Consider the following 18,396-nt stretch of genomic DNA (forward strand, 5'->3'; position numbering starts at 1 on the left):
ACGATGATGCGCTCTGTTACTTCCTTCAATGATTCATGGGTCTTCTCCGAAGGCTTCGACGCCGCCGACGCCGGAACGCTCCGGGCGGGTCAGCCGATCAGCCTGCCGCACAATGCCGTCGAACTGCCGTTCAACTATTTCGACGAGAGATGCTACCAGCGCGCCTTCACCTACCAGAGGGTTCTTGCCTGGCACCCGGACTTCTCCGGGCGCGAGGTCTCGCTCGTCTTCGACGCGGCAATGGCCGATACGGTCGTGTATCTCAACGGCGAAGAGATCGTGGCGCATAGGGACGGCTACACGCCTTTCGAGGCGCGCCTGACGGACAGGCTCCTGGAAGGCGACAATCTCATCACGGTGAAGATCGACGGCAGCGAAAATCCGGAGATCCCGCCTTTCGGCGGCCGGATCGACTATCTGACCTATGCCGGTATCTATCGCGACGTCTGGCTGAAGGTCACCGATCCGGTTTCGATCGCCAATATCAAGATCGAAACCCGCGACGTGCTCTCCGACACCAAGGCCGTCTCCCTCCGGTGTGACCTTTCCAATCCGCAAGGGCTATCCTTCTCCGGCACGATCTCGGCGCTCCTCAAGAATGCGGCCGGCGAAGTGCTGGCCGAGGTCGCCGGCGAGACGACCGGCCAGAGCCTCGCCTTTGAAATGGACGGCCTCAGGGGCCTTTCCCTTTGGGATATCGATGATCCGGTGCTCTACGTGATCGAAGTCGAGCTCAGGACCGGTCACGGCTCCGACCGCTTCGCCGCGCATTTCGGCTTCCGCACGGCGGAGTTCACGACCGAAGGCTTCCGGCTCAATGGCCGCCCGCTGAAGATCCGCGGGCTGAACCGTCACCAATCCTTCCCCTATGTCGGCTACGCCATGGGGCGCACCGCCCAGGAGCGCGACGCTGACATCATGAAGCACAGGCTTCACTGCAATCTCGTGCGCACCTCGCATTACCCGCAGTCGAAATGGTTCCTCGACCATTGCGACCGCATCGGGCTCCTCGTCTTCGAAGAAATCCCCGGCTGGCAGCATATCGGTGGGGAGGAATGGAAACAGGAGGCAATCCGGAACGTCCGCCGCATGATCGAGCGCGACTGGAACCACCCGTCGATCGTCATCTGGGGCGTGCGCATCAACGAGTCGCAGGATTCGCACGACTTCTATGCCGAGACCAATCGCCTCGCCCGCGAGCTCGACCCGACACGGCAGACGGGCGGCGTGCGCTACATCACCGACAGCGAATTTTTGGAAGACGTCTACACGATGAACGACTTCATCCTCGGCAACGAGGAACTGCCGGGCTCGAACCGGCCGCGCACGGCTCTTCGCCCGCAGCAGGAATGTACCGGGCTTCCCCGCAAGGTGCCCTATCTCATCACCGAATTCGGCGGCCACATGTATCCGACGAAGATCTATGATCAGGAGCAGCGCCAGGCCGAGCATGTTCGCCGGCACCTGGAGGTGCTGAATGCGGCCTATGGCGATCCCGGCATCTCCGGTGCGATCGGCTGGTGCATGTTCGACTACAACACCCACAAGGATTTCGGCTCCGGCGACCGGATCTGCTATCACGGCGTCATGGACATGTTCCGCGAGCCGAAATTCGCGGCCTATGTCTATGCCAGCCAGTGCGATCCCTCCGAGGAAATCGTGATGAAGCCGGTGACCTTCTGGGCGCGCGGTGAGCGCAACATCGGCGGCGTGCTGCCCTTGATCGTGCTGACGAATTGCGACGAGATCGAATTGAAATACGGCTCGCTTACCAAGCGCGTCGGCCCGGATCGCGAGAATTTCCCGCACCTGCCGCATCCACCGGTCGTCATCGACCACCGCCACTTCACCAAGGACGAGCTCGGAGTCTGGGGCATGAAGTGGGAGAGCGCGGAATTTACCGGCTTCATCGCCGGCAAGCCGGTCGCCGATCTCCGCATGGCCGCCGACCCCGTGCCTACGACGCTTCAGGTCGAGGCGGACAGCAAGACGCTCCGTGCCGAAGGCCGCGACAGCGTTCGCGTCATCCTGCGCGCGCTCGACCAGGCCGGCAACGTCCTGCCTTTCCTGAACGATGCGGTCGACATCGAGATTCATGGTCCGGCGCGCCTCGTCGGACCGGCCCGCATCGTCCTCCAGGGCGGTTCCGCCGGTTTCTGGCTGGAGTCCACGGGCGCCGCCGGCGCCATCGTCGTCTCGGTCGCGTCGTCGCGGCTCGGCGCGGCGAAGCTCGACCTCGTCGCCCTGGCGGACGGAGCGGCGAGCGCATGAGCGAACTCCAACTCAGCGATGTCCGTAAATCCTATGGCGGTCTCGAGGTCATCAAGGGCGTCGATCTCGACATAAAGTCCGGCGAGTTCGTCGTCTTCGTCGGACCGTCCGGCTGCGGCAAGTCCACGCTGCTCCGGATGATCGCCGGGCTCGAGGAGATCACCTCCGGCGACCTGACGATCGACGACGTCCGGATGAACGATGTCGACCCGTCCAAGCGCGGGATCGCCATGGTGTTCCAGTCCTATGCGCTCTATCCGCATATGACGGTCCGCGAGAATATGGGTTTCGCGCTCCGTTTCGCGGGCGTCCCCAGGGCCGAGATCGAGAAGCGGGTGAACGAGGCCGCCCATATCTTGGAACTCGGGGCGCTGCTCGACCGCAAGCCGAAGCAGCTTTCGGGCGGCCAGCGCCAGCGCGTGGCGATCGGCCGGGCGATCGTCCGCCATCCGAAGATCTTTCTCTTCGACGAGCCGCTTTCCAATCTCGATGCGGAGCTGCGCGTGCATATGCGCATCGAGATCGCGCGGCTGCACAAGCAGCTCGCCACCACCATCGTCTACGTGACGCATGATCAGGTCGAGGCGATGACGCTCGCCGACAAGATCGTCGTCATGCGCGCCGGCGTGGTCGAACAGGTGGGCTCGCCCCTCGACCTCTATGACGACCCGGCCAACCTCTTCGTCGCCGGCTTCATCGGGTCGCCGAAGATGAATTTCCTGAAGGGCGTGATTGAAATCGACAAGGACCAGGCCTATGCGCGCCTGCCGGACTATGGAAACACGAAGATCCCCGTCACCCTGCAGGCGGCGGCGGGAACTGCGGTGACGATCGGCATCCGGCCCGAGCATTTCGATGAAGCCGGTCCTGCAGCGCTGGACCTCACCATCGACATGCTGGAACATCTCGGCGGCGAGACGTTCGCCTATGCCCGCCACGGCAATGGCGAGCTGATCGTCGTCGAAACGAAGAACGGCCGCGGCCTTAGGGCCGGTGACCGCCTGACAGCCCGCTTCGATCCGGTTTCGGTTCTGGTGTTCGACGGAGAGGGAAAACGGCTGCGTTAGTGACGCAGTTTCCGGGAATTGATCTAATGTCGCCACTCACGAATCAAGGGAGTGAACAGCGATGCGTATTGGCTTCATCGGCACCGGCGCCATCACCGAAGCGATGGTGACGGGCATCGTCGGCTCCGGGCTCGACGTCGCCGGGATTCTCGTCTCCCCGCGCAACCGGGAGATTGCTGCCCGGCTTGCCGGCCGCTTCCCGCTCGTTCGGATCGTCAAGGACAATCAGCAAGCGGTGGACGCGGCCGACGTGCTGTTCCTCGCCGTGCGTCCTCAAATCGCCGAGGACGTGATCCCCAAGCTCAAGTTCCGCAAGGGCCAGAAGGTCGTCAGCGTCATTGCCGCCACCGACCGTCCGACGCTCCTCGGCTGGATCGGCGAGGAGGTGGAGCTCACGCAGGCAATCCCCCTGCCCTTCGTCGCCGAGCGCGAGGGCGTGACGGCGATCTATCCGCCGAACCGCGCCGTTGCCGCGATCTTCGCGGCACTCGGAACAGCGGTCGAATGCGAAACCAGGGAGGAATACGATCTGCTTGCCGTCGGAAGCGCTCTGATGGCGACCTATCTCGGCATTCTCGACCGGACGACCGCCTGGTTCGCCGAGAAGGGTCTCCACCGCGACAAGGCACGCGCCTATATCGCGCCGCTCTTTGCCAGCCTCGCGCAGAGGGCGGTCAGGGACGAGGGGACGCCGCTCGAAGAACTCGCCCGCGAATTTTCGACCAAGGGCGGATTGAACGAGCAGGTTCTGACGGATTTCGACCGCGGTGGCGGCCACCGGGCGCTGACGGATGCGCTCGAACGCGTGCTGCTGCGGGTGCGCGGCGACGACCGGTAAAGGTCTTCAAAGCTCGGTGCCGAGACCCGCATGGCGCCGAAAACGCCCGGCGGCGAAGTCCACGAAGGCGCGCACCCTTGCCGAGACCATGCGGCCTTCCGCATGCACGATGTGGATCGGCACCGGCTCGCGCTCGTAGTCGGCAAGAACGACCTTGAGCCTGCCGGCACTCACATCGGGTGCCACCTGGTAGGACTGAAACCGGGACAATCCCCAGCCCGCCACAGCCGCGGCAAGGACCGCGTCATTGGTGTTGCAGATGAGACGAGGGCTGATCGGAACGCGGATATTGTTGTCGCGTCCGAAGAGCCATTCGGAGTGGCCGAAGAGGCCCTCGCGCCCGATGATCCGATGACGGGCAAGCTCCTGCGGGCTGCCGGGATCGCCGAAGCGGGCGAAATAATCCGGCGAGCCGCAAAGCACCTGCCGGACCGAGCCGATCCGGCGCGCAACGAGCCCGGAGGCCGGGAGCGAGGCAATGCGGATCGCCACATCCAGCCCTTCGTCGACCAGGTTGGTCACGCGGTCGACGAAGATGGTCTTTACCTGCATAGCCGGATAGTGATCGAGGAAATCGAGGATGACGGGGAGCACGTGGATGCGCCCGAAGAGCGCGGGCGCCGTTACCGTGAGCAACCCCGCCGGAGCGGTGAAACTGCCAGCCGCATTGGCTTCCGCCTCGGCGATTTCCCCGAGGATACGCCGGCAATCGGCCACATAACCTTCGCCCGCCGCAGTCAGTTTCAACGAGCGCGTGGTGCGGACCAGAAGCCGTGTCCCGATCAGGTCCTCCAGCTTCGCCACCGCTCGGGTGACCGATGGCGGACTCATATGCAGCACCTTGGCGGCCGGCGCGAACCCGCCGCTTTCGACCACCTGCACGAAGACCCGCATCGCCTGCCAGCGATCCATCGATTACACCTCGATTATTGCACCAACTGAAATGGTCTAGTGTTTTCATCAGAGCTTATCAACTCCGCGGATAACAATCATCTTGAGGTCGTTCCATCGATTCAACGAGGCCGACATGAAGCTCTATCACCATCCCCTCTCCGGCCACGCGCACCGCGCCCGCCTGTTCCTCTCGCTGCTCGGTATCGAGCATGAGCTGGTGGTCGTCGATTTCGCCAGGAGAGAGCACAAGCAAGCGGATTTCCTGAAGCTCAATTCCTTCGGTCAGGTTCCGGTGCTCGACGACGCCGGCACGATCATCTCGGATTCCAACGCCATTCTCGTCTATCTGGCAAAGAAGACCGGCCGCACGGACTGGCTGCCGGAAGACGCCGCCGGGGCGGCTGCCGTTCAGCGCTGGCTTTCGGTGGCTGCCGGCCAGATCGCCCATGGTCCGGCCCAGGCGCGGCTCATCAACGTGTTCAAGGCACCCTACCGACCGGAAGAGGTGATCCCCCGTTCGCATGCGATCCTGGCGCTGATCGAGCAGGAGCTGGAAGGCAGAGGCTGGATTGCCGCAGACCGGCCGACGATCGCCGATGTCGCGCTCTACAGCTACGTAGCGCGCGCCCCCGAAGGCGACGTCGATCTCCAGCCCTATCCGGAGATCCGCGCCTGGCTCGCCCGCACCGAGGCATTGCCGGGATTCGTCGAGTTTGAAAAGACGCCGGTGGGGCTGGCGGCTTAGCGAGGCGTTATGACGACGTCCGCTTGCGGGAAGCCATCTCGCACGGCACGTGCTTGAAGAGTATCGAAGGACTGCAACCGCCCTCCACCCTCATCCCTGTGCTTGTCACAGGGATCCAGCAGCGCCGCGTCTGCGGTGCGAGGAGTCCTTCAGGTCAAAGACTTGGCCTGGCTGGATTCCTGTGACAAGCACAGGAATGAGGGAGCTTGGGCAGGGGGCGGGTGTTCCCGCCGACGTCCGCTTGCGGGTATGCGAACGAGCTCACAGATCCCCAACATTCACGCAACCAAGGGAACAATCGTCATGGAGGCTCCCATCCTCGCACATTCGACCTGGCACGAGGGCGAAATCGCCCTCCAGAAGAAGCTGGGTGTGGAAACGCGCATGGACGAGGTCGGGCGCCGCGTCATGCGCGACCACCTGATCGACCAGCACCGGGAATTCTATCCGCTTCTGCCGATGGTCGTGCTGGGCTCGGTTGACCGCGACGGTGACGCCTGGGCGACGCTCAGGGCGGGCGAACCCGGCTTCCTCCACGCGCCGGACGAAAAAAGACTGACCGTCGAGCTCCCGCGGGAGCCGACGGACCCCGCCGAGGCGGGCATGGAGGACGGCGCTCCCCTCGCGCTCCTCGGAATCGATCTCGGCACCCGCCGGCGCAACCGGCTGAACGGCACGCTCAAGCGGCATGCCGGCGGCTTCGATCTCGGCGTCGACCAGAGCTTCGGCAACTGTCCGAAATACATCCAGCTCCGGCAGGTCCATTTCCTGCGCGACCCGTCCGAACCGCCTGCCGTGCCGCCCATTTCGAGCTTCGGGCTCGACGCCGCCGCGCGTGCTCTGGTGACGCAGGCGGACACGTTCTTCGTCGCAACCTATGCCGATCTCGCCGGAGGCCGGCAGCTCGACGTCTCCCATCGCGGCGGTCGTGCGGGGTTCGTACATGCCGGCGAAGACGGCTGGCTGACGATACCGGATTTCGTCGGCAACCGCTTCTTCAACACGCTCGGCAACATCGCGGTCAATCCGCGCGCCGGGCTCACTTTCCCGGACTTCTCCACGGGCGGCCTCCTTCAGATGACCGGCGAGGCCGAGCTCCTGACCGAAGCTCCGGACGGCGTGCCTCCCGACGGCGCCGAGCGCTACTGGCGATTCCGTCCGCGCCGCATCGTCTGGCGCGCCGACGCGCTACCAATCCGCTACGACCTAAAATCATCGTGATCTGGTGATCGCCCTTCGCCCCGGCGGCGGTCAGGTTGAGCCGTGTAAATTTCGCGTAGTAAGGAACCAACCTCCCTCGCCAAGGTTTCGTGCCCATCCGCCCTCGACCAAGGAGTGCTGCCATGGCCAAGAAACCCTCTGCGCCGAACAATACGAAGCCGGCCACCATTCATGACCAGAAAGCGACACGCGGCAACGGTGGAGAACTTCACCAGATCGCCGAAGGCGACACGCCCGTCCTGACGACCGCCCAGGGCGGCCCCGTCGCCGACGACCAGAACAGCCTGCGCGCCGGCGAACGCGGCCCGACGCTCATCGAGGATTTCCACTTCCGCGAGAAGATCTTCCACTTCGATCACGAGCGCATTCCCGAGCGTGTCGTGCACGCCCGCGGCTACGGGGTGCATGGCTTCTTCGAGACCTACGAATCGCTTGCAGCCTACACCCGGGCGGATCTGTTCCAGCGCCCGGGCGAGCGAACCCCCGCCTTCGTGCGGTTCTCGACGGTCGCCGGAAGCAAGGGCTCCTTCGACCTCGCCCGCGACGTTCGCGGTTTCGCGGTCAAGATCTACACCAAGGAGGGCAATTGGGACCTCGTCGGCAACAACATCCCGGTCTTCTTCATCCAGGACGCAATCAAGTTTCCCGACGTCATACACTCGGTAAAGCCCGAACCGGACCGGGAGTTTCCCCAGGCGCAGTCCGCCCACGACAATTTCTGGGACTTCATCAGCCTGACGCCGGAAAGCATGCACATGATCATGTGGGTCATGTCGGACCGGGCGATCCCGCGCTCCTTCCGGTTCATGGAAGGCTTCGGCGTCCATACGTTTCGTTTCGTCAATGCCAAGGACGAGTCCACTTTCGTCAAATTCCATTGGAAGCCGAAGCTCGGGCTGCAGTCGGTCGTTTGGAACGAGGCCGTGAAGATCAACGGCGCCGATCCTGACTTCCACCGGCGCGACATGTGGCAAGCCATCCAGTCCGGCAACTTCCCGGAATGGGACCTGCATGTGCAGCTTTTCGATCAGGACTTCGCCGACAAGTTCGATTTCGACATCCTCGATCCGACCAAGATCATCCCGGAGGAAGTGCTGCCGACGAAGCCTGTCGGCCGGCTGGTGCTCGATCGCATGCCGGAGAATTTCTTCGCCGAAACCGAGCAGGTCGCCTTCATGACGCAGAACGTGCCGCCGGGCATCGACTTCAGCGACGATCCATTGCTGCAGGGGCGCAACTTCTCCTATCTGGACACGCAGCTGAAGCGGCTCGGCAGCCCGAACTTCACCCATCTGCCGATCAACGCGCCGAAATGTCCCTTCCAGCACTTTCAGCAGGACGGCCACATGGCCATGCGCAACCCCGTCGGGCGCGTGAACTACCAGCCCAATTCCTGGGGCGAGGGCCCGCGCGAGTCGCCCATGAAAGGCTTCCGCCATTTTCCTTCCGGGGAGCAGGGCCCGAAGCTGCGCATCCGCGCCGAGAGCTTTGCCGACCATTACAGCCAGGCCCGGCAGTTCTTCATCAGCCAGACGCCGCCCGAGCAACGCCACATCGCCGACGCCCTGACCTTCGAATTGAGCAAGGTGGAGACGCCGGTCATCCGTGAGCGGATGGTCGCGCATCTTCTCAACATCGATGAAACCTTGGGGAAAAAGGTCGGCCACGCCCTCGGCCTGGAGACGATGCCGAAACCGGCGGATGCGGCCGTTGCCACCCGCCAGGACCTCGACCCGTCGCCGGCCCTCAGCATCATCCAGCGTGGGCCGAAGCGTTTCGAGGGCCGCAAGCTCGGGATACTGGCGACGGACGGCGCGGACGCCGCGCTTCTCGACGCCTTGATAGGGGCGGTCGAGAACGAGAAGGCGGCCTTCGAGCTGATCGCGCCGAAAGTCGGCGGCTTCACCGCCTCCGACGGAAAACGCATCGCCGCCCACCAGATGCTCGACGGCGGCCCGTCGGTACTTTACGACGCGGTGGTCCTGCTTCCTTCCGCAGAGGCCGTCGCGGATCTGATCGACGTCGCCACCGCGCGCGATTTCGTGGCCGACGCCTTCGCGCATTGCAAATATATCGGCTATGCCGGCGCCGCCGTTCCCCTTCTCGAAAGGGCCGGCATTGCGGAACTGCTCGATGAGGGAACGATCGAACTCACCGACGCTGCGAGTGCGGCCGCCTTTCTCACGGAGATCGGTAAACTGCGCGTCTGGGGAAGAGAGCCCTCGGTCAAGCTGAAATAAGCCGATGGCTTAGACGGAGTCGACGATGGCGTCGTCCGCACATGGAAAGCCGACGAAGAAGGCCGCTCCGTCAAGCGCGGCAAAGAAGGCGGGCGGCTTTCCCCTGCCCGTCAGCACGGCGCCGATGGAGGCCCGATCCGCGACCGAGCTTCCGGGCGGCGACGCATGGCAGTATGAGCCGAAGTGGGACGGCTTTCGCTGCCTTGCGTTCAAGTCCGGCGACGAAGTCGATATAAGGGCGAAATCCGGCAAGCCGCTCGGGCGCTTCTTCCCGGAGATCGTCGCCCTCTTGCGCCGGCTGGAGCCGGACATGTTCGTCCTCGACGGCGAACTGGTGATCGAGGTCGACGGGCGCCTCTCCTTCGACGCCCTGCAGATGCGCCTGCATCCGGCGGCAAGTCGCGTGCAGAAGCTCTCGCAGGAGACGCCGGCCAAGCTCATCCTGTTCGACATGCTGGCCGGCACGGACGGAACGATCCTCACCGGTGAACCCCTCCAGACCCGCCGCGCCTGCCTCGAAACCTTCGCCAAGAAGAACGCCGTTGCTGAGATGCTGGAGTCTTCGCCCTTCACGCTCGACATCGAGGAGGCCGAGCGGTGGCTCACCTCATGGGAGGCGGGTGCAACCGACGGGGTCGTCGCAAAGCGGCGCGACGGCGCATACGAATGCGGCGAAAGGGCGATGGTGAAGGTCAAACGGCTGAAGACGGCCGATTGCGTCGTCGGCGGCTTCCGCTACGAGAGCGACAGCTCTTTGGTCGGCTCGCTTCTGCTCGGCCTTTACGACACCGAGGGACTGCTGAACCATGTGGGCTTTACCGCGACGATCTCGGACAAGGAGCGGCCCGCCTTGACCAACCAGCTCGAAGCATTGCGGGAGCCGCCGGGCTTCACCGGCAAAGCGCCGGGCGGGCCCAGCCGCTGGAGCAGCGAGCGCAGCGGCGAATGGGAGCCGGTTCGCCCGGAACTGGTCGTCGAAGTCCGGTTCGACCATGTTAGCAACCGGCGCTTCCGTCACGGTACGAAACTCATGCGCTGGCGGCCGGACAAGGACCCGCGCCAATGTACCTATCAGCAGATCATGCCGTCGTGAGCTTGTTTGCGCCAATCCGGTTCTCTTCGCCGGTACCTGCTTCCAAGCTGTGGTTGAACACGCCGAGCACCGTGTCGACGATCAAGGGACGCGGGCGGCGCCGCGCTATCGCGGCAACAGGCAAGGCGGGCAGTTGCAGACCTTGGATGGGAGCGAAGCGAACGCCCTTGAACGATATGCGCTCTGTAGAGCGTGGTAGAAGAGCGGCACCGACCCCTGCGGCAACGAGAGAAAGCATGGTCAGCGCACGCGTCGCCGGCTGCTGAATCGAAACGTCGTGCCCGGCTTCCGCGAAGGCGTTGAGAATGCAGGCGTGCAAGGAAGGGCCCTGGGCGGCGGGGAAGAGCACCAATCCCATTCGGGCAAGCTCGGCGATGGTGACCGGACCAGTACGCCCGTCCTCCGGTATGGCGGCAATGAGCGTCTCGTCGGCGACTGGGATGATATCCAGTCGTTCCGAGCTGCCGAGCGGCGGATGGCATATGCCGAAATCGATCGTTCCCTCCGCAAGCGCGGCCACCTGCTCATTCGTCGCCATTTCAGTGAGCACGGGCCGGATCATCGGAAACTCCTGCCGCAGCGAGACCACCAGCGACGGCAGCAGCTCGTACAACGCAGCGGAGACGAAACCGATCCGGACGTCGCCGGCGGTCCCGGTACCCGCGCCGCGGGCAACCGCCCGTGCCGCCTCCGCATCTTGAAGCGTCCGCCGCGCCTCGGGAAGCAGCGACGCGCCCGCCCGGGTCAGTGCAAGCCGGCGGTGTGCGCGCTCGAAAAGTTTTACGCCGAGCTCCCTTTCCAGCCGGGCGATGGACTGGCTCAACGGCGGCTGCGCCATGCCGAGCCGCTGCGCGGCGCGCCCCATATGCAGGGTTTCGGCCACGGCGACGAAATGACGTAGGTGACGAAGTTCCATATGCAGATGATATCAAAGTTTCCCATATTCATCATCGATTTGAATGCGGAGGCGGGCAATATTTGGCGGCGTTCAGATTGTCGGGAGTATTGACATGACAAGACTCAACGCGATTTTCCTCGCCCTCATCTCAACTGTGTTCGCCGCGCCGGTTTTTGCAGGTGACGATCGACTGGTGCGCACCGACCGCTTCGTGACGCTTGCCGGAGGCGAAAGGCTTTTCGTGCGCGAAGTGCGACCTGCCGAACGGCAGCAAGCGGTGTCGGCCGTTCTGCTGATCCATGGCGCGCGCGTGCCATCGGTCGCCTCGTTCGATCTCGCGGTGCCGGGCGGCTCGATCGCGGCCGAGCTGGCTGCGGAGGGCCATTCGGTCTACCTCGTCGATCTCCGCGGCTATGGTGCCTCAAGCCGGCCGCACGAAATGGATGCACCGCCCGGTGGAGGCACGCCTCTTATGCGAACCGATGAAGCGGTCTCCGACGTCGCCGCCGCCGTCGAGGCGGCTGCGGAATGGAGCGGCGACGGCAAGGTCAGCATTCTCGGCTGGGCGACGGGAGGACAATGGGCCGCCGCCTTTGCCGCCCGCCATTCGGCTCGCGTGGAACGACTCATCCTCTACAACAGCCTTTACGGTGCCTCCGACCGGCATCCGACGCTCGGGCGAGGCTCGCCGCTCGAGGCTCCCGATCGTCCGGGCAGTTTAAACATGGCTGCGCTTGGCGCCTATCGGCTCAACACAGCGGAAAGTCTGTTTGCGGCCTGGGACAAGAGCATCCCCGTTTCCGATAAATCCGAGTGGCGCGACCCCGCTGTCGCCCGCGCCTATGCCGACATGGCGCTGTCCTCCGATCCCACCTCCGCGGAGAGAACGCCGCCGAGTTTCCGCTCCCCTAGCGGCGCGATGGCCGACAGTTTTGAACTGGCGTTCGGCCGCAAGCAGTGGAGTGCGGAGGCATTGACGATGCCGGTGCTCGTCATCCGCTCGCAATACGATTTCTGGAGCCGTCCGGAGGATGCAGCGGCGATTGCGCGGGAGGCGCCGCAAGCAAGCCTCGTCGAGCTTCCACACGCTACCCACTTCGTGCATCTCGACCGCAGCGAAGCGGGCCGTTCGGCCTTCCTGTCGGCGGTCACTCAGTTCCTGGATCTGGCGGCACGATAGAGCGTTTCACTGTTTGATTGAGACAGCTACGCACTTGCGCACGGCCGCCCGGAACTTTTGGCCAGGGGGCAGGTTGGAGCTCTGGCAAGGAGCGCGGTCGATGCGCGGACCACATCCGCCTTTCGGGACTGCGGGTGTGTCCCCTCGTTCTCGGCGCCGCCTTCGGCATGCGATCACAAGGGGGTACTCGCGCACCTCCCCCCGCTGATGACCACCCTGGGCAGCGATGAATAATGATCTCCTGATCATCCTGGGAATTGCCGCGGCGGCGGCCGTAGCATCGCCCCTAGGCGGCCTGGTGGCGATCTCGCTCAGGCCGTCCAGCCTCGTGCTCTCGATCGCCGTCGGCTTCGCGGCCGGCGTCCTCATGGGCACCTTCGCTTTCGAGATGATGCCCACCTCCATGGAACTTGCAGGTCTTCCGCTTGCCGTTGCCGGATTTCTGCTCGGCCTGGGACTCGTCTATATTCTCGACCTCTACGTCAACCGCTGGAAAATGGCCGGACCGGAAGCGGATCAGAAGGCCGAGGTCGATCGCCTGCATCGGCGGCGCAGGCCGCGCGGGAGCAATGTCGCGGTGCTCGCCGGCGGCACGAGTGCGGAAGAGCTGATCGAAGGCATGACGATCGGTGTCGGCGCGACCTTCGAGCCTAAGGTGGCGCTGATCGTGGGTCTCGCGATCTGCATCGACAATTTCAGCGAAGGAATGAGCATCGGCGAATTGACGCTCGACGAGGAGCGGAAGAACGCGAAGCGCAGGACACTCGGATGGACCTCCCTCATCGGACTCTCCCTTTTCGTTTCCGCCGTGGCAGGGTGGTTCCTCCTGAAAGGCCTGGCCCAGCCGGTCACCGGTTTTCTTTTCGCGACGGGAGCGGGCGGGATGTTCTACCTGACGATTACCGACCTCGTGCCGGAAGCGGAGTCGCACCAGTTCCAGCAATCCTCCGCGATCGCCAATGCCGCCGGCTTCCTGCTCGTCATGGTGCTTGCGCAGATGAGCTGACGCAATCGCGTCTTGAGGAGTGCCCGTCCGTTCAGACGATCGCCCGGTCCCAGCCCCCATAATGTTCTTCGCTGCGCGTGCCGCGCGGAAGGCTGAGCGCGATCAATGCCAGGCCGATCGCGAGATTGGCGAAGGTGGCGACCGTGCTGCCGCCGGCAAGCAGGAAGGGCGAAGCCGCCACCCAGGCGCCGAGCAGCACATTCAGGAAACGCACCGGACGGACGACCTCCGCCATGGCGGTGACGGCAACCAGGATCACGACGCAGCCGAGAATGTGGTCGCTGTGATAGAGCGGCGGGACGCTGCCGAAAACCATGGGCGTCGTCATCAGGACCGCGCCGAGCAGAGCGCTCGCGACCAGCGTCCAGGGGAAGTTGACGCCGCCGACGATGAATTCCTTCAGCAGCTCGGAGGCGGGCCGGTTGAGGTCGGGGGCCGGCGTCTGGTCCTCCGAAATGGCCGGGCCGCCCATCCAGAACGTCCGCCAGAAGGGCTCGCCCGCCTTTCTTACGCGCCAGAGATACTGGATGGTCGCGAGCACCTCGTCGATCGAATAGGGGATGAGCACGACGGTGACGGCCGCCTGGATGATGCAGAGCGTGCAGAGTGCGCCGATAAGCGGCGGCTGGATGATGATGAAGGAGACGCTGACGGCGCCGAGGGGCACGATCAGTAGGCCGAAGAGGAGCACCATCCAGGGCATGGTGCGCCAGCGGCGACTGTCTCCGATCGCGCCGGCCAGAAGGTCAAGCGCATAGGCGAAGGCGCCCAGGCCGGCATCGGCGATAGGAAAGCCCTTGGAAACCCAGGACGTCACGACCGCCTCGCTGCCGTTGCGGACGGGGGCCTCGCCCGGGCCGAAGAACGGGTCCCAGAGCCCGTCGACATGGCCCATCTGATAGGCGGCGAGATAGCGCGAGACGAAGAGGCCGACGAAGGCGAGCGCGACGATCGGCATGCGCTGGGTGAAGGAGGACGGCGAATAGCTCCAGCCGAGCGGCCGGTCGTCGTCGGCCGCGAGCGCCCGCAGCCTTATGCCGGGTGTCGGCGGAATCATAACCGCAAAAGCCACGATCAGCATGCCGGCAAGCGTATCGACGGCGTAGGCCGCAGCACTCGTCGTCCAGAAGACAAGCGGGGCGAGCATGATCCAGACGCCGAGCGCTGCCGTGATCCATTGCGCATGGGACCAGCGCCGGTACATGCCGAAAAGCGCGAATGCCGCAACGAGCAATCCGGACAGGATCTCGCTGATCCCGAGTCGGGCATTGCGTATGGCGGGCTCCGCGATCTCGTGGCCGAGCGCCGGCGGCAGTGGCACGCCGACGGGGTCGAAAAGGCCGAGCGTCGCCGGCGAGGAGACGAGCCACAGGCCGAGAGCGACATTTGCCAGCGGCGCCCAGAGCGTGCGCAGCCGGTGTTCTTCCACGGCAACTTCGACTTCAGCGTCGCTGCGCTCCAGCGGCTCCGCCAGGCGTTTCTCCGCCTGCTCGATTTCCGGATCCGAGGCGGCGACCACGGAGGGCTCCAGCTTGTTCTTCGCGTACCAGGTGGTCGGGTCTTGCTTGAGCCGCCGGATCATTTCCGGCAACGTCGCAGCTAGGCTGTGTCTCGGCTCCCAGCCGAGCTTTTTGCGGGCACGGGAGATGTCGATCTCGTAATGATCGTCCGAGTTCTCGATCATCCACGGCTTAATCTCCGACTCCTCGTCGAGCACCTCGGTCTGCATCCATGCCCCCGGCTTGGCAAGGCTCTTGGGCAGGGCGAGCGTGCGCCAGTCCTCGCCGTGGATCAGCCGGCCGATACGCTTCTGCAAGTCGCCATAGGAGAGCGTTTCCTCCTCGCCGATCAGGAACACGCAATCGTCGGGCAATTCGTTGCGGTGGCCGACGGCGCGCGCGAAAGCCTCGACCAGATCGTCCTTGTGCAGATAGGGCTGGCCCGCGTCCAGATCGCCGCTGAACAGATAGGCCGTCGGGAGCCGCTCGAAGATGCGGGCGATCTGCTGGGCGATGAAAGCGGCTCGGCAGTCCTCGTCATAGACGCCGGCGAGGCGAAGAGTCGCGGTCCTGATCGCGCCGCGATGTTTGGCGATTACCGCCTCGGTCTCGGCCTTCGACTTGGGGTAGGCCCAGGCGGGGTCCAGCGGATCATCCTCGTTGATCCGCGCACCCTTGGCCGGACTGGGTGCCTGCACCAGCAGCGTGCTTGCATAGATGAACTGTTCGGTGGGAAGGCCCTGCAGCGCCTCCAGCAGCCGGCGCGTGCCCTCGACATTGACGGCACCGTATTTGGGGTTGTCCTTGCCGGTGGTGTCGTAATAGGCGGCAAGATGAATGACGGAAGCAAGGCGCCCGCCGCTACGCTTACCCGCCGTCTCGATCGCCTCTCTCACGCTTTCGTCGGAGGTGATGTCGAGTTTGATCGTCTCTTCGGTCTCGGACTCGCCCTTCGGAGGGGACAGGTCGAGCCCGATGACGCGATACCGGTCCCTCAGGCGATGCGCGATCGCCTGGCCCAGGAAACCGCTCGAGCCGGTAATGAGAACGGTCGGCTGATTTGCATCTTTCGGCATGCCGAAGCAAACCGCGCTCCGGCAGGAAGGTTCCCGACCTGGTTGAGCGAAAGAACTACGCCCCCGTCCGCGCCACGACGGGCACATAGTCTTCCAGCTCCGGCGCGGGGAAATGCAGCGTCGCGCCGATCTCGGCGGAGCGGTAGAGGCCCATCAGGATTTCGACGACCGCCAGGCCGTCCTCGAAGGTTTCGAGCGGCTTTATCCCCTTGCGGAAGCATTCGACCATGTGGCGGTTTTCGTCCGTATAGCCGTAGACGCCGGCCTCGTCCTCAAGCACCGGCATCAGGCCCTGCTCGGCATTCTGTTTTTCGACGAGGTCCTCGCCCTCGGTGCCCTGCACGGCCCGCGACAGGAATATCTTCAAGCCGGTGCCGAGCGAATTGTACTCCAGCGCATATTCGGGCCCGAGAAGCTCGAGCTGGATGCGCAGGCCGGCGCCGACATAGGCCCAGGAGGTCGTTGCCTCGATCATCAGTTCGTTGCCCTCCTCGTCCTCCAGCGCCACGGTGGCGCGGGCGAAATCCTCCGATGGGCGCCGGCGGTAGTCGACATCCTCACCGAAGCGGCGGCGCAGCTCATCGGCATAGCCCGCCCGCGTCCATTTGAGGTTCGCCACCGTGCCGTTCACCGACTTGACCTTCAGCGAATTGCGGGGGGCACCGGGCGCCGTGAGCAGATGGCGCGCCACCTCGACGCTGTGGCACATCATATCGGAAAGCACCCCACCGCCCTGCTTGTCGCCCTGCCAGAACCAGGGCTCGTGCGGACCGGCATGTTCTTCCGCGGCGCGTGCGAGATAGGGCCGGCCGGTGGTCGAGGCGGCGCGCCGCCAGATGATCTCCTTGCCCCGCAGCACCGGTGTGCAGAAGACCTGGTTTTCGAGATAGCCATGGTTGAGACCGGCATCCTCGGCCAGGTGCAGCATCTCGCGTGCCTCCGCCACAGTGCGCGCAAGCGGCTTCTCGCAGGCGACCGCAAAGATCTTGCCGCGTCCCGCCTTGATCTCCCGGTGGAGCGTCCGCATGACGTCGAGCCGGGTGTAGTTCGGCGACAGAATCCAGACCGCATCGACGTCGCCGGCGGACAGGAGCGATTCGAGACTCTCATGCGCGCGGCACTCGCCGAGATCGAGCGCCTCGACTTCGCTCACGAAGCGCGCGCGGTTTTCGGGATTGCGGCTGTAGACGCCGGTCACCTCGACATTGCGTACCCCGATGAGCGATTTGAGGTGGAAATGCGCGATAAAGCCGGTGCCGACGAAGCCGACGCGCAAGGTCTGTTTCGGTAATGTGGTCATTCTTTCCTCCCCGATAATGAGCGGCGACTGTCTCCTGCCGCCCGCATGCGCTTTCAGATAAGTGGCGGCGCCGTGCTGCCTCGGACTTTCAGAACCGTGGGCAGCACGATCGGTTCGGCCACCTCCGAGCCGCCCGCCAGAATTCCAAGGAGCACCGCCATGGCGGTGCGGCCGATCTCGGAGCGCGGCTGGCCGACCGTCGTCAGCGGCGGATAGAAGGCCTTGCTCAGATAGAGATCGTCGAAGCCGACGACCGACACGTCGCCCGGCACGTCGCGTCCGATTCGTCTCAATTCGTGGACGGCGCCATAGGCCATTTCGTCATTGGCGACGAAAAGCGCCGTCGGCGGATCTGAAAGAGAGAAGAGCGAGCGGCAGCATTCCTCGCCGCTTTCGATCAGGAAGTCGCCCCGCACCTCGTAGCCGGCTGGAATCGTCAGCCCGGCATCGCGCATCGCCAGGCGAAACCCCTCCCGCCGATAGACGCTCATCGGCTCGGGAACCGGCCCGGATATATGAGCGATCCTCCGATGGCCGAGTGAAATCAGGTGCTGGACGGCACCGCGGGCCGCGGCGACGTTGTCGACCTGCACATGCGGCAGGCCCGAGCCCTCGATCATTTCCAGCGCCACCACCACGGGCAGATGGTTCCAGTCGCCGGCGGACGGCAGCTTTCCGGTCATCAGGATCATGCCGTCGGCATGTCCGTCGCGCAGCATGTTGAAATACTCGGTCTCGCGGGCCGGGTCGTTCTCCGTATTGCCCATCAGCACGGCATAGCCGGCTTCGCGCGCCGTCGCCTCGACGCCCTTGAGGATGTCGAGGTAGAAGGGATTGCCGACATCGCGCACGACCATCAGCACCGTCATGGACCTGCGGGTGCGCAGATTTCGGGCGCTGACATTCGGACGGTAATCGAGCTCGCGCGCCAGGTCGAGCACGCGCTGGCGCGTCTCGGCGGTCACCAGCGTCGAAGCGGCAAGGGCGCGCGAGACGGTGGCCACCGACACGCCCGCCTTCTCGGCGATGTCCTTGATCTTCGGCCGGTCCCTCATCTTCGGCGGTCCC

At 64.5% G+C, this 18,396-nt stretch carries 14 protein-coding genes; 9 read left to right on the forward strand and 5 right to left on the reverse strand.

Translation table 11 applies throughout. The features are described 5' to 3' along the window. Positions 1–6 precede the first annotated feature (6 nt). From JOH52_RS22620 to JOH52_RS22630, 3 genes are all read left to right on the forward strand, one after another. Positions 7–2,271 (forward strand): glycoside hydrolase family 2 protein, encoded by a 2,265-nt coding sequence (locus JOH52_RS22620; RefSeq protein ID WP_040120938.1) that lies wholly within the window; start codon positions 7–9, stop codon positions 2,269–2,271. Then, the gene (locus JOH52_RS22625; protein WP_107010458.1) at positions 2,268–3,338 is read left to right on the forward strand and encodes an ABC transporter ATP-binding protein; all 1,071 of its coding nucleotides are present in this window, start codon (positions 2,268–2,270) and stop codon (positions 3,336–3,338) included. The genes JOH52_RS22620 and JOH52_RS22625 overlap by 4 nt, the downstream gene beginning before the upstream one ends. A 61-nt stretch (positions 3,339–3,399) precedes the next feature. Beyond that, positions 3,400–4,176 carry a pyrroline-5-carboxylate reductase gene (locus JOH52_RS22630; RefSeq protein ID WP_014530057.1) on the forward strand — a complete coding sequence of 259 codons (777 nt, stop codon included), beginning with the start codon at positions 3,400–3,402 and terminating at the stop codon, positions 4,174–4,176. A 6-nt stretch (positions 4,177–4,182) separates the two neighbouring features. On the opposite strand, the gene JOH52_RS22635 is transcribed toward JOH52_RS22630, so the two are convergent. Beyond that, positions 4,183–5,088, reverse strand: coding sequence for a LysR family transcriptional regulator (locus tag JOH52_RS22635; protein ID WP_107010459.1), 906 nt, complete (start codon positions 5,086–5,088; stop codon positions 4,183–4,185). Positions 5,089–5,203: 115 nt separating this feature from the next. Between JOH52_RS22635 and JOH52_RS22640 the strand changes: the two genes are divergently transcribed. The 4 genes from JOH52_RS22640 to JOH52_RS22655 all read left to right on the forward strand — a co-directional run bounded on the left by JOH52_RS22640 (position 5,204) and on the right by JOH52_RS22655 (position 10,369). Beyond that, positions 5,204–5,815, forward strand: a complete 612-nt coding sequence (locus JOH52_RS22640) for a glutathione S-transferase family protein (RefSeq protein ID WP_003527965.1) — start codon at positions 5,204–5,206, stop codon at positions 5,813–5,815. Between the two features lie 303 nt (positions 5,816–6,118). Further along, positions 6,119–7,036: a pyridoxamine 5'-phosphate oxidase family protein gene (locus tag JOH52_RS22645; protein ID WP_107010487.1), complete on the forward strand. Its 918-nt coding sequence runs from the start codon at positions 6,119–6,121 to the stop codon at positions 7,034–7,036. A 122-nt stretch (positions 7,037–7,158) separates the two neighbouring features. Then, positions 7,159–9,276, forward strand: a complete 2,118-nt coding sequence (katE, locus tag JOH52_RS22650) for a catalase (RefSeq protein WP_107010488.1) — start codon at positions 7,159–7,161, stop codon at positions 9,274–9,276. A 25-nt stretch (positions 9,277–9,301) separates the two neighbouring features. Continuing rightward, complete coding sequence (locus JOH52_RS22655) at positions 9,302–10,369, forward strand: ATP-dependent DNA ligase (RefSeq protein ID WP_013850245.1); 1,068 nt, start codon at positions 9,302–9,304, stop codon at positions 10,367–10,369. Here JOH52_RS22655 and JOH52_RS22660 read toward each other — a convergent pair. Then, positions 10,356–11,285 (reverse strand): LysR family transcriptional regulator, encoded by a 930-nt coding sequence (locus JOH52_RS22660; protein ID WP_013850244.1) that lies wholly within the window; start codon positions 11,283–11,285, stop codon positions 10,356–10,358. The genes JOH52_RS22655 and JOH52_RS22660 overlap by 14 nt on opposite strands. A gap of 94 nt (positions 11,286–11,379) precedes the next feature. Between JOH52_RS22660 and JOH52_RS22665 the strand changes: the two genes are divergently transcribed. After that, on the forward strand, positions 11,380–12,447 hold the full coding sequence (locus JOH52_RS22665) for an alpha/beta fold hydrolase (RefSeq protein WP_107010489.1): 1,068 nt from the start codon (positions 11,380–11,382) through the stop codon (positions 12,445–12,447). Positions 12,448–12,673: 226 nt separating this feature from the next. Beyond that, on the forward strand, positions 12,674–13,453 hold the full coding sequence (locus JOH52_RS22670) for a ZIP family metal transporter (RefSeq protein WP_013850242.1): 780 nt from the start codon (positions 12,674–12,676) through the stop codon (positions 13,451–13,453). 31 nt (positions 13,454–13,484) lie between these two features. Here the strand turns inward: JOH52_RS22670 and JOH52_RS22675 are convergent, their stop codons facing one another. The 3 genes from JOH52_RS22675 to JOH52_RS22685 are packed head-to-tail and all read right to left on the reverse strand — an operon-like array spanning position 13,485 to position 18,383. Continuing rightward, positions 13,485–16,028: an NAD-dependent epimerase/dehydratase family protein gene (locus JOH52_RS22675; protein WP_041862592.1), complete on the reverse strand. Its 2,544-nt coding sequence runs from the start codon at positions 16,026–16,028 to the stop codon at positions 13,485–13,487. A 55-nt stretch (positions 16,029–16,083) separates the two neighbouring features. Next, entirely contained in the window at positions 16,084–17,328 is a 1,245-nt protein-coding gene (locus tag JOH52_RS22680; RefSeq protein WP_014530051.1) for a Gfo/Idh/MocA family protein, read from the reverse strand. A gap of 53 nt (positions 17,329–17,381) precedes the next feature. After that, positions 17,382–18,383: a LacI family DNA-binding transcriptional regulator gene (locus tag JOH52_RS22685; RefSeq protein ID WP_015008069.1), complete on the reverse strand. Its 1,002-nt coding sequence runs from the start codon at positions 18,381–18,383 to the stop codon at positions 17,382–17,384. Between the last annotated feature and the right edge of the window lie 13 nt (positions 18,384–18,396).

The organism is Sinorhizobium meliloti (assembly GCF_017876815.1).
Classification (GTDB): domain Bacteria; phylum Pseudomonadota; class Alphaproteobacteria; order Rhizobiales; family Rhizobiaceae; genus Sinorhizobium; species Sinorhizobium meliloti.

Bases quoted from the DNA above. Each gene is read 5' to 3' on its own strand.
- JOH52_RS22620 (WP_040120938.1), top strand. From the start codon at position 7: ATGCGCTCTGTTACTTCCTTCAATGATTCATGGGTCTTCTCCGAAGGC.
- JOH52_RS22625 (WP_107010458.1), top strand. From the start codon at position 2,268: ATGAGCGAACTCCAACTCAGCGATGTCCGTAAATCCTATGGCGGTCTC.
- JOH52_RS22630 (WP_014530057.1), top strand. From the start codon at position 3,400: ATGCGTATTGGCTTCATCGGCACCGGCGCCATCACCGAAGCGATGGTG.
- JOH52_RS22635 (WP_107010459.1), bottom strand. From the start codon at position 5,088: ATGGATCGCTGGCAGGCGATGCGGGTCTTCGTGCAGGTGGTCGAAAGC.
- JOH52_RS22640 (WP_003527965.1), top strand. From the start codon at position 5,204: ATGAAGCTCTATCACCATCCCCTCTCCGGCCACGCGCACCGCGCCCGC.
- JOH52_RS22645 (WP_107010487.1), top strand. From the start codon at position 6,119: ATGGAGGCTCCCATCCTCGCACATTCGACCTGGCACGAGGGCGAAATC.
- katE (WP_107010488.1), top strand. From the start codon at position 7,159: ATGGCCAAGAAACCCTCTGCGCCGAACAATACGAAGCCGGCCACCATT.
- JOH52_RS22655 (WP_013850245.1), top strand. From the start codon at position 9,302: ATGGCGTCGTCCGCACATGGAAAGCCGACGAAGAAGGCCGCTCCGTCA.
- JOH52_RS22660 (WP_013850244.1), bottom strand. From the start codon at position 11,285: ATGGAACTTCGTCACCTACGTCATTTCGTCGCCGTGGCCGAAACCCTG.
- JOH52_RS22665 (WP_107010489.1), top strand. From the start codon at position 11,380: ATGACAAGACTCAACGCGATTTTCCTCGCCCTCATCTCAACTGTGTTC.
- JOH52_RS22670 (WP_013850242.1), top strand. From the start codon at position 12,674: ATGAATAATGATCTCCTGATCATCCTGGGAATTGCCGCGGCGGCGGCC.
- JOH52_RS22675 (WP_041862592.1), bottom strand. From the start codon at position 16,028: ATGCCGAAAGATGCAAATCAGCCGACCGTTCTCATTACCGGCTCGAGC.
- JOH52_RS22680 (WP_014530051.1), bottom strand. From the start codon at position 17,328: ATGACCACATTACCGAAACAGACCTTGCGCGTCGGCTTCGTCGGCACC.
- JOH52_RS22685 (WP_015008069.1), bottom strand. From the start codon at position 18,383: ATGAGGGACCGGCCGAAGATCAAGGACATCGCCGAGAAGGCGGGCGTG.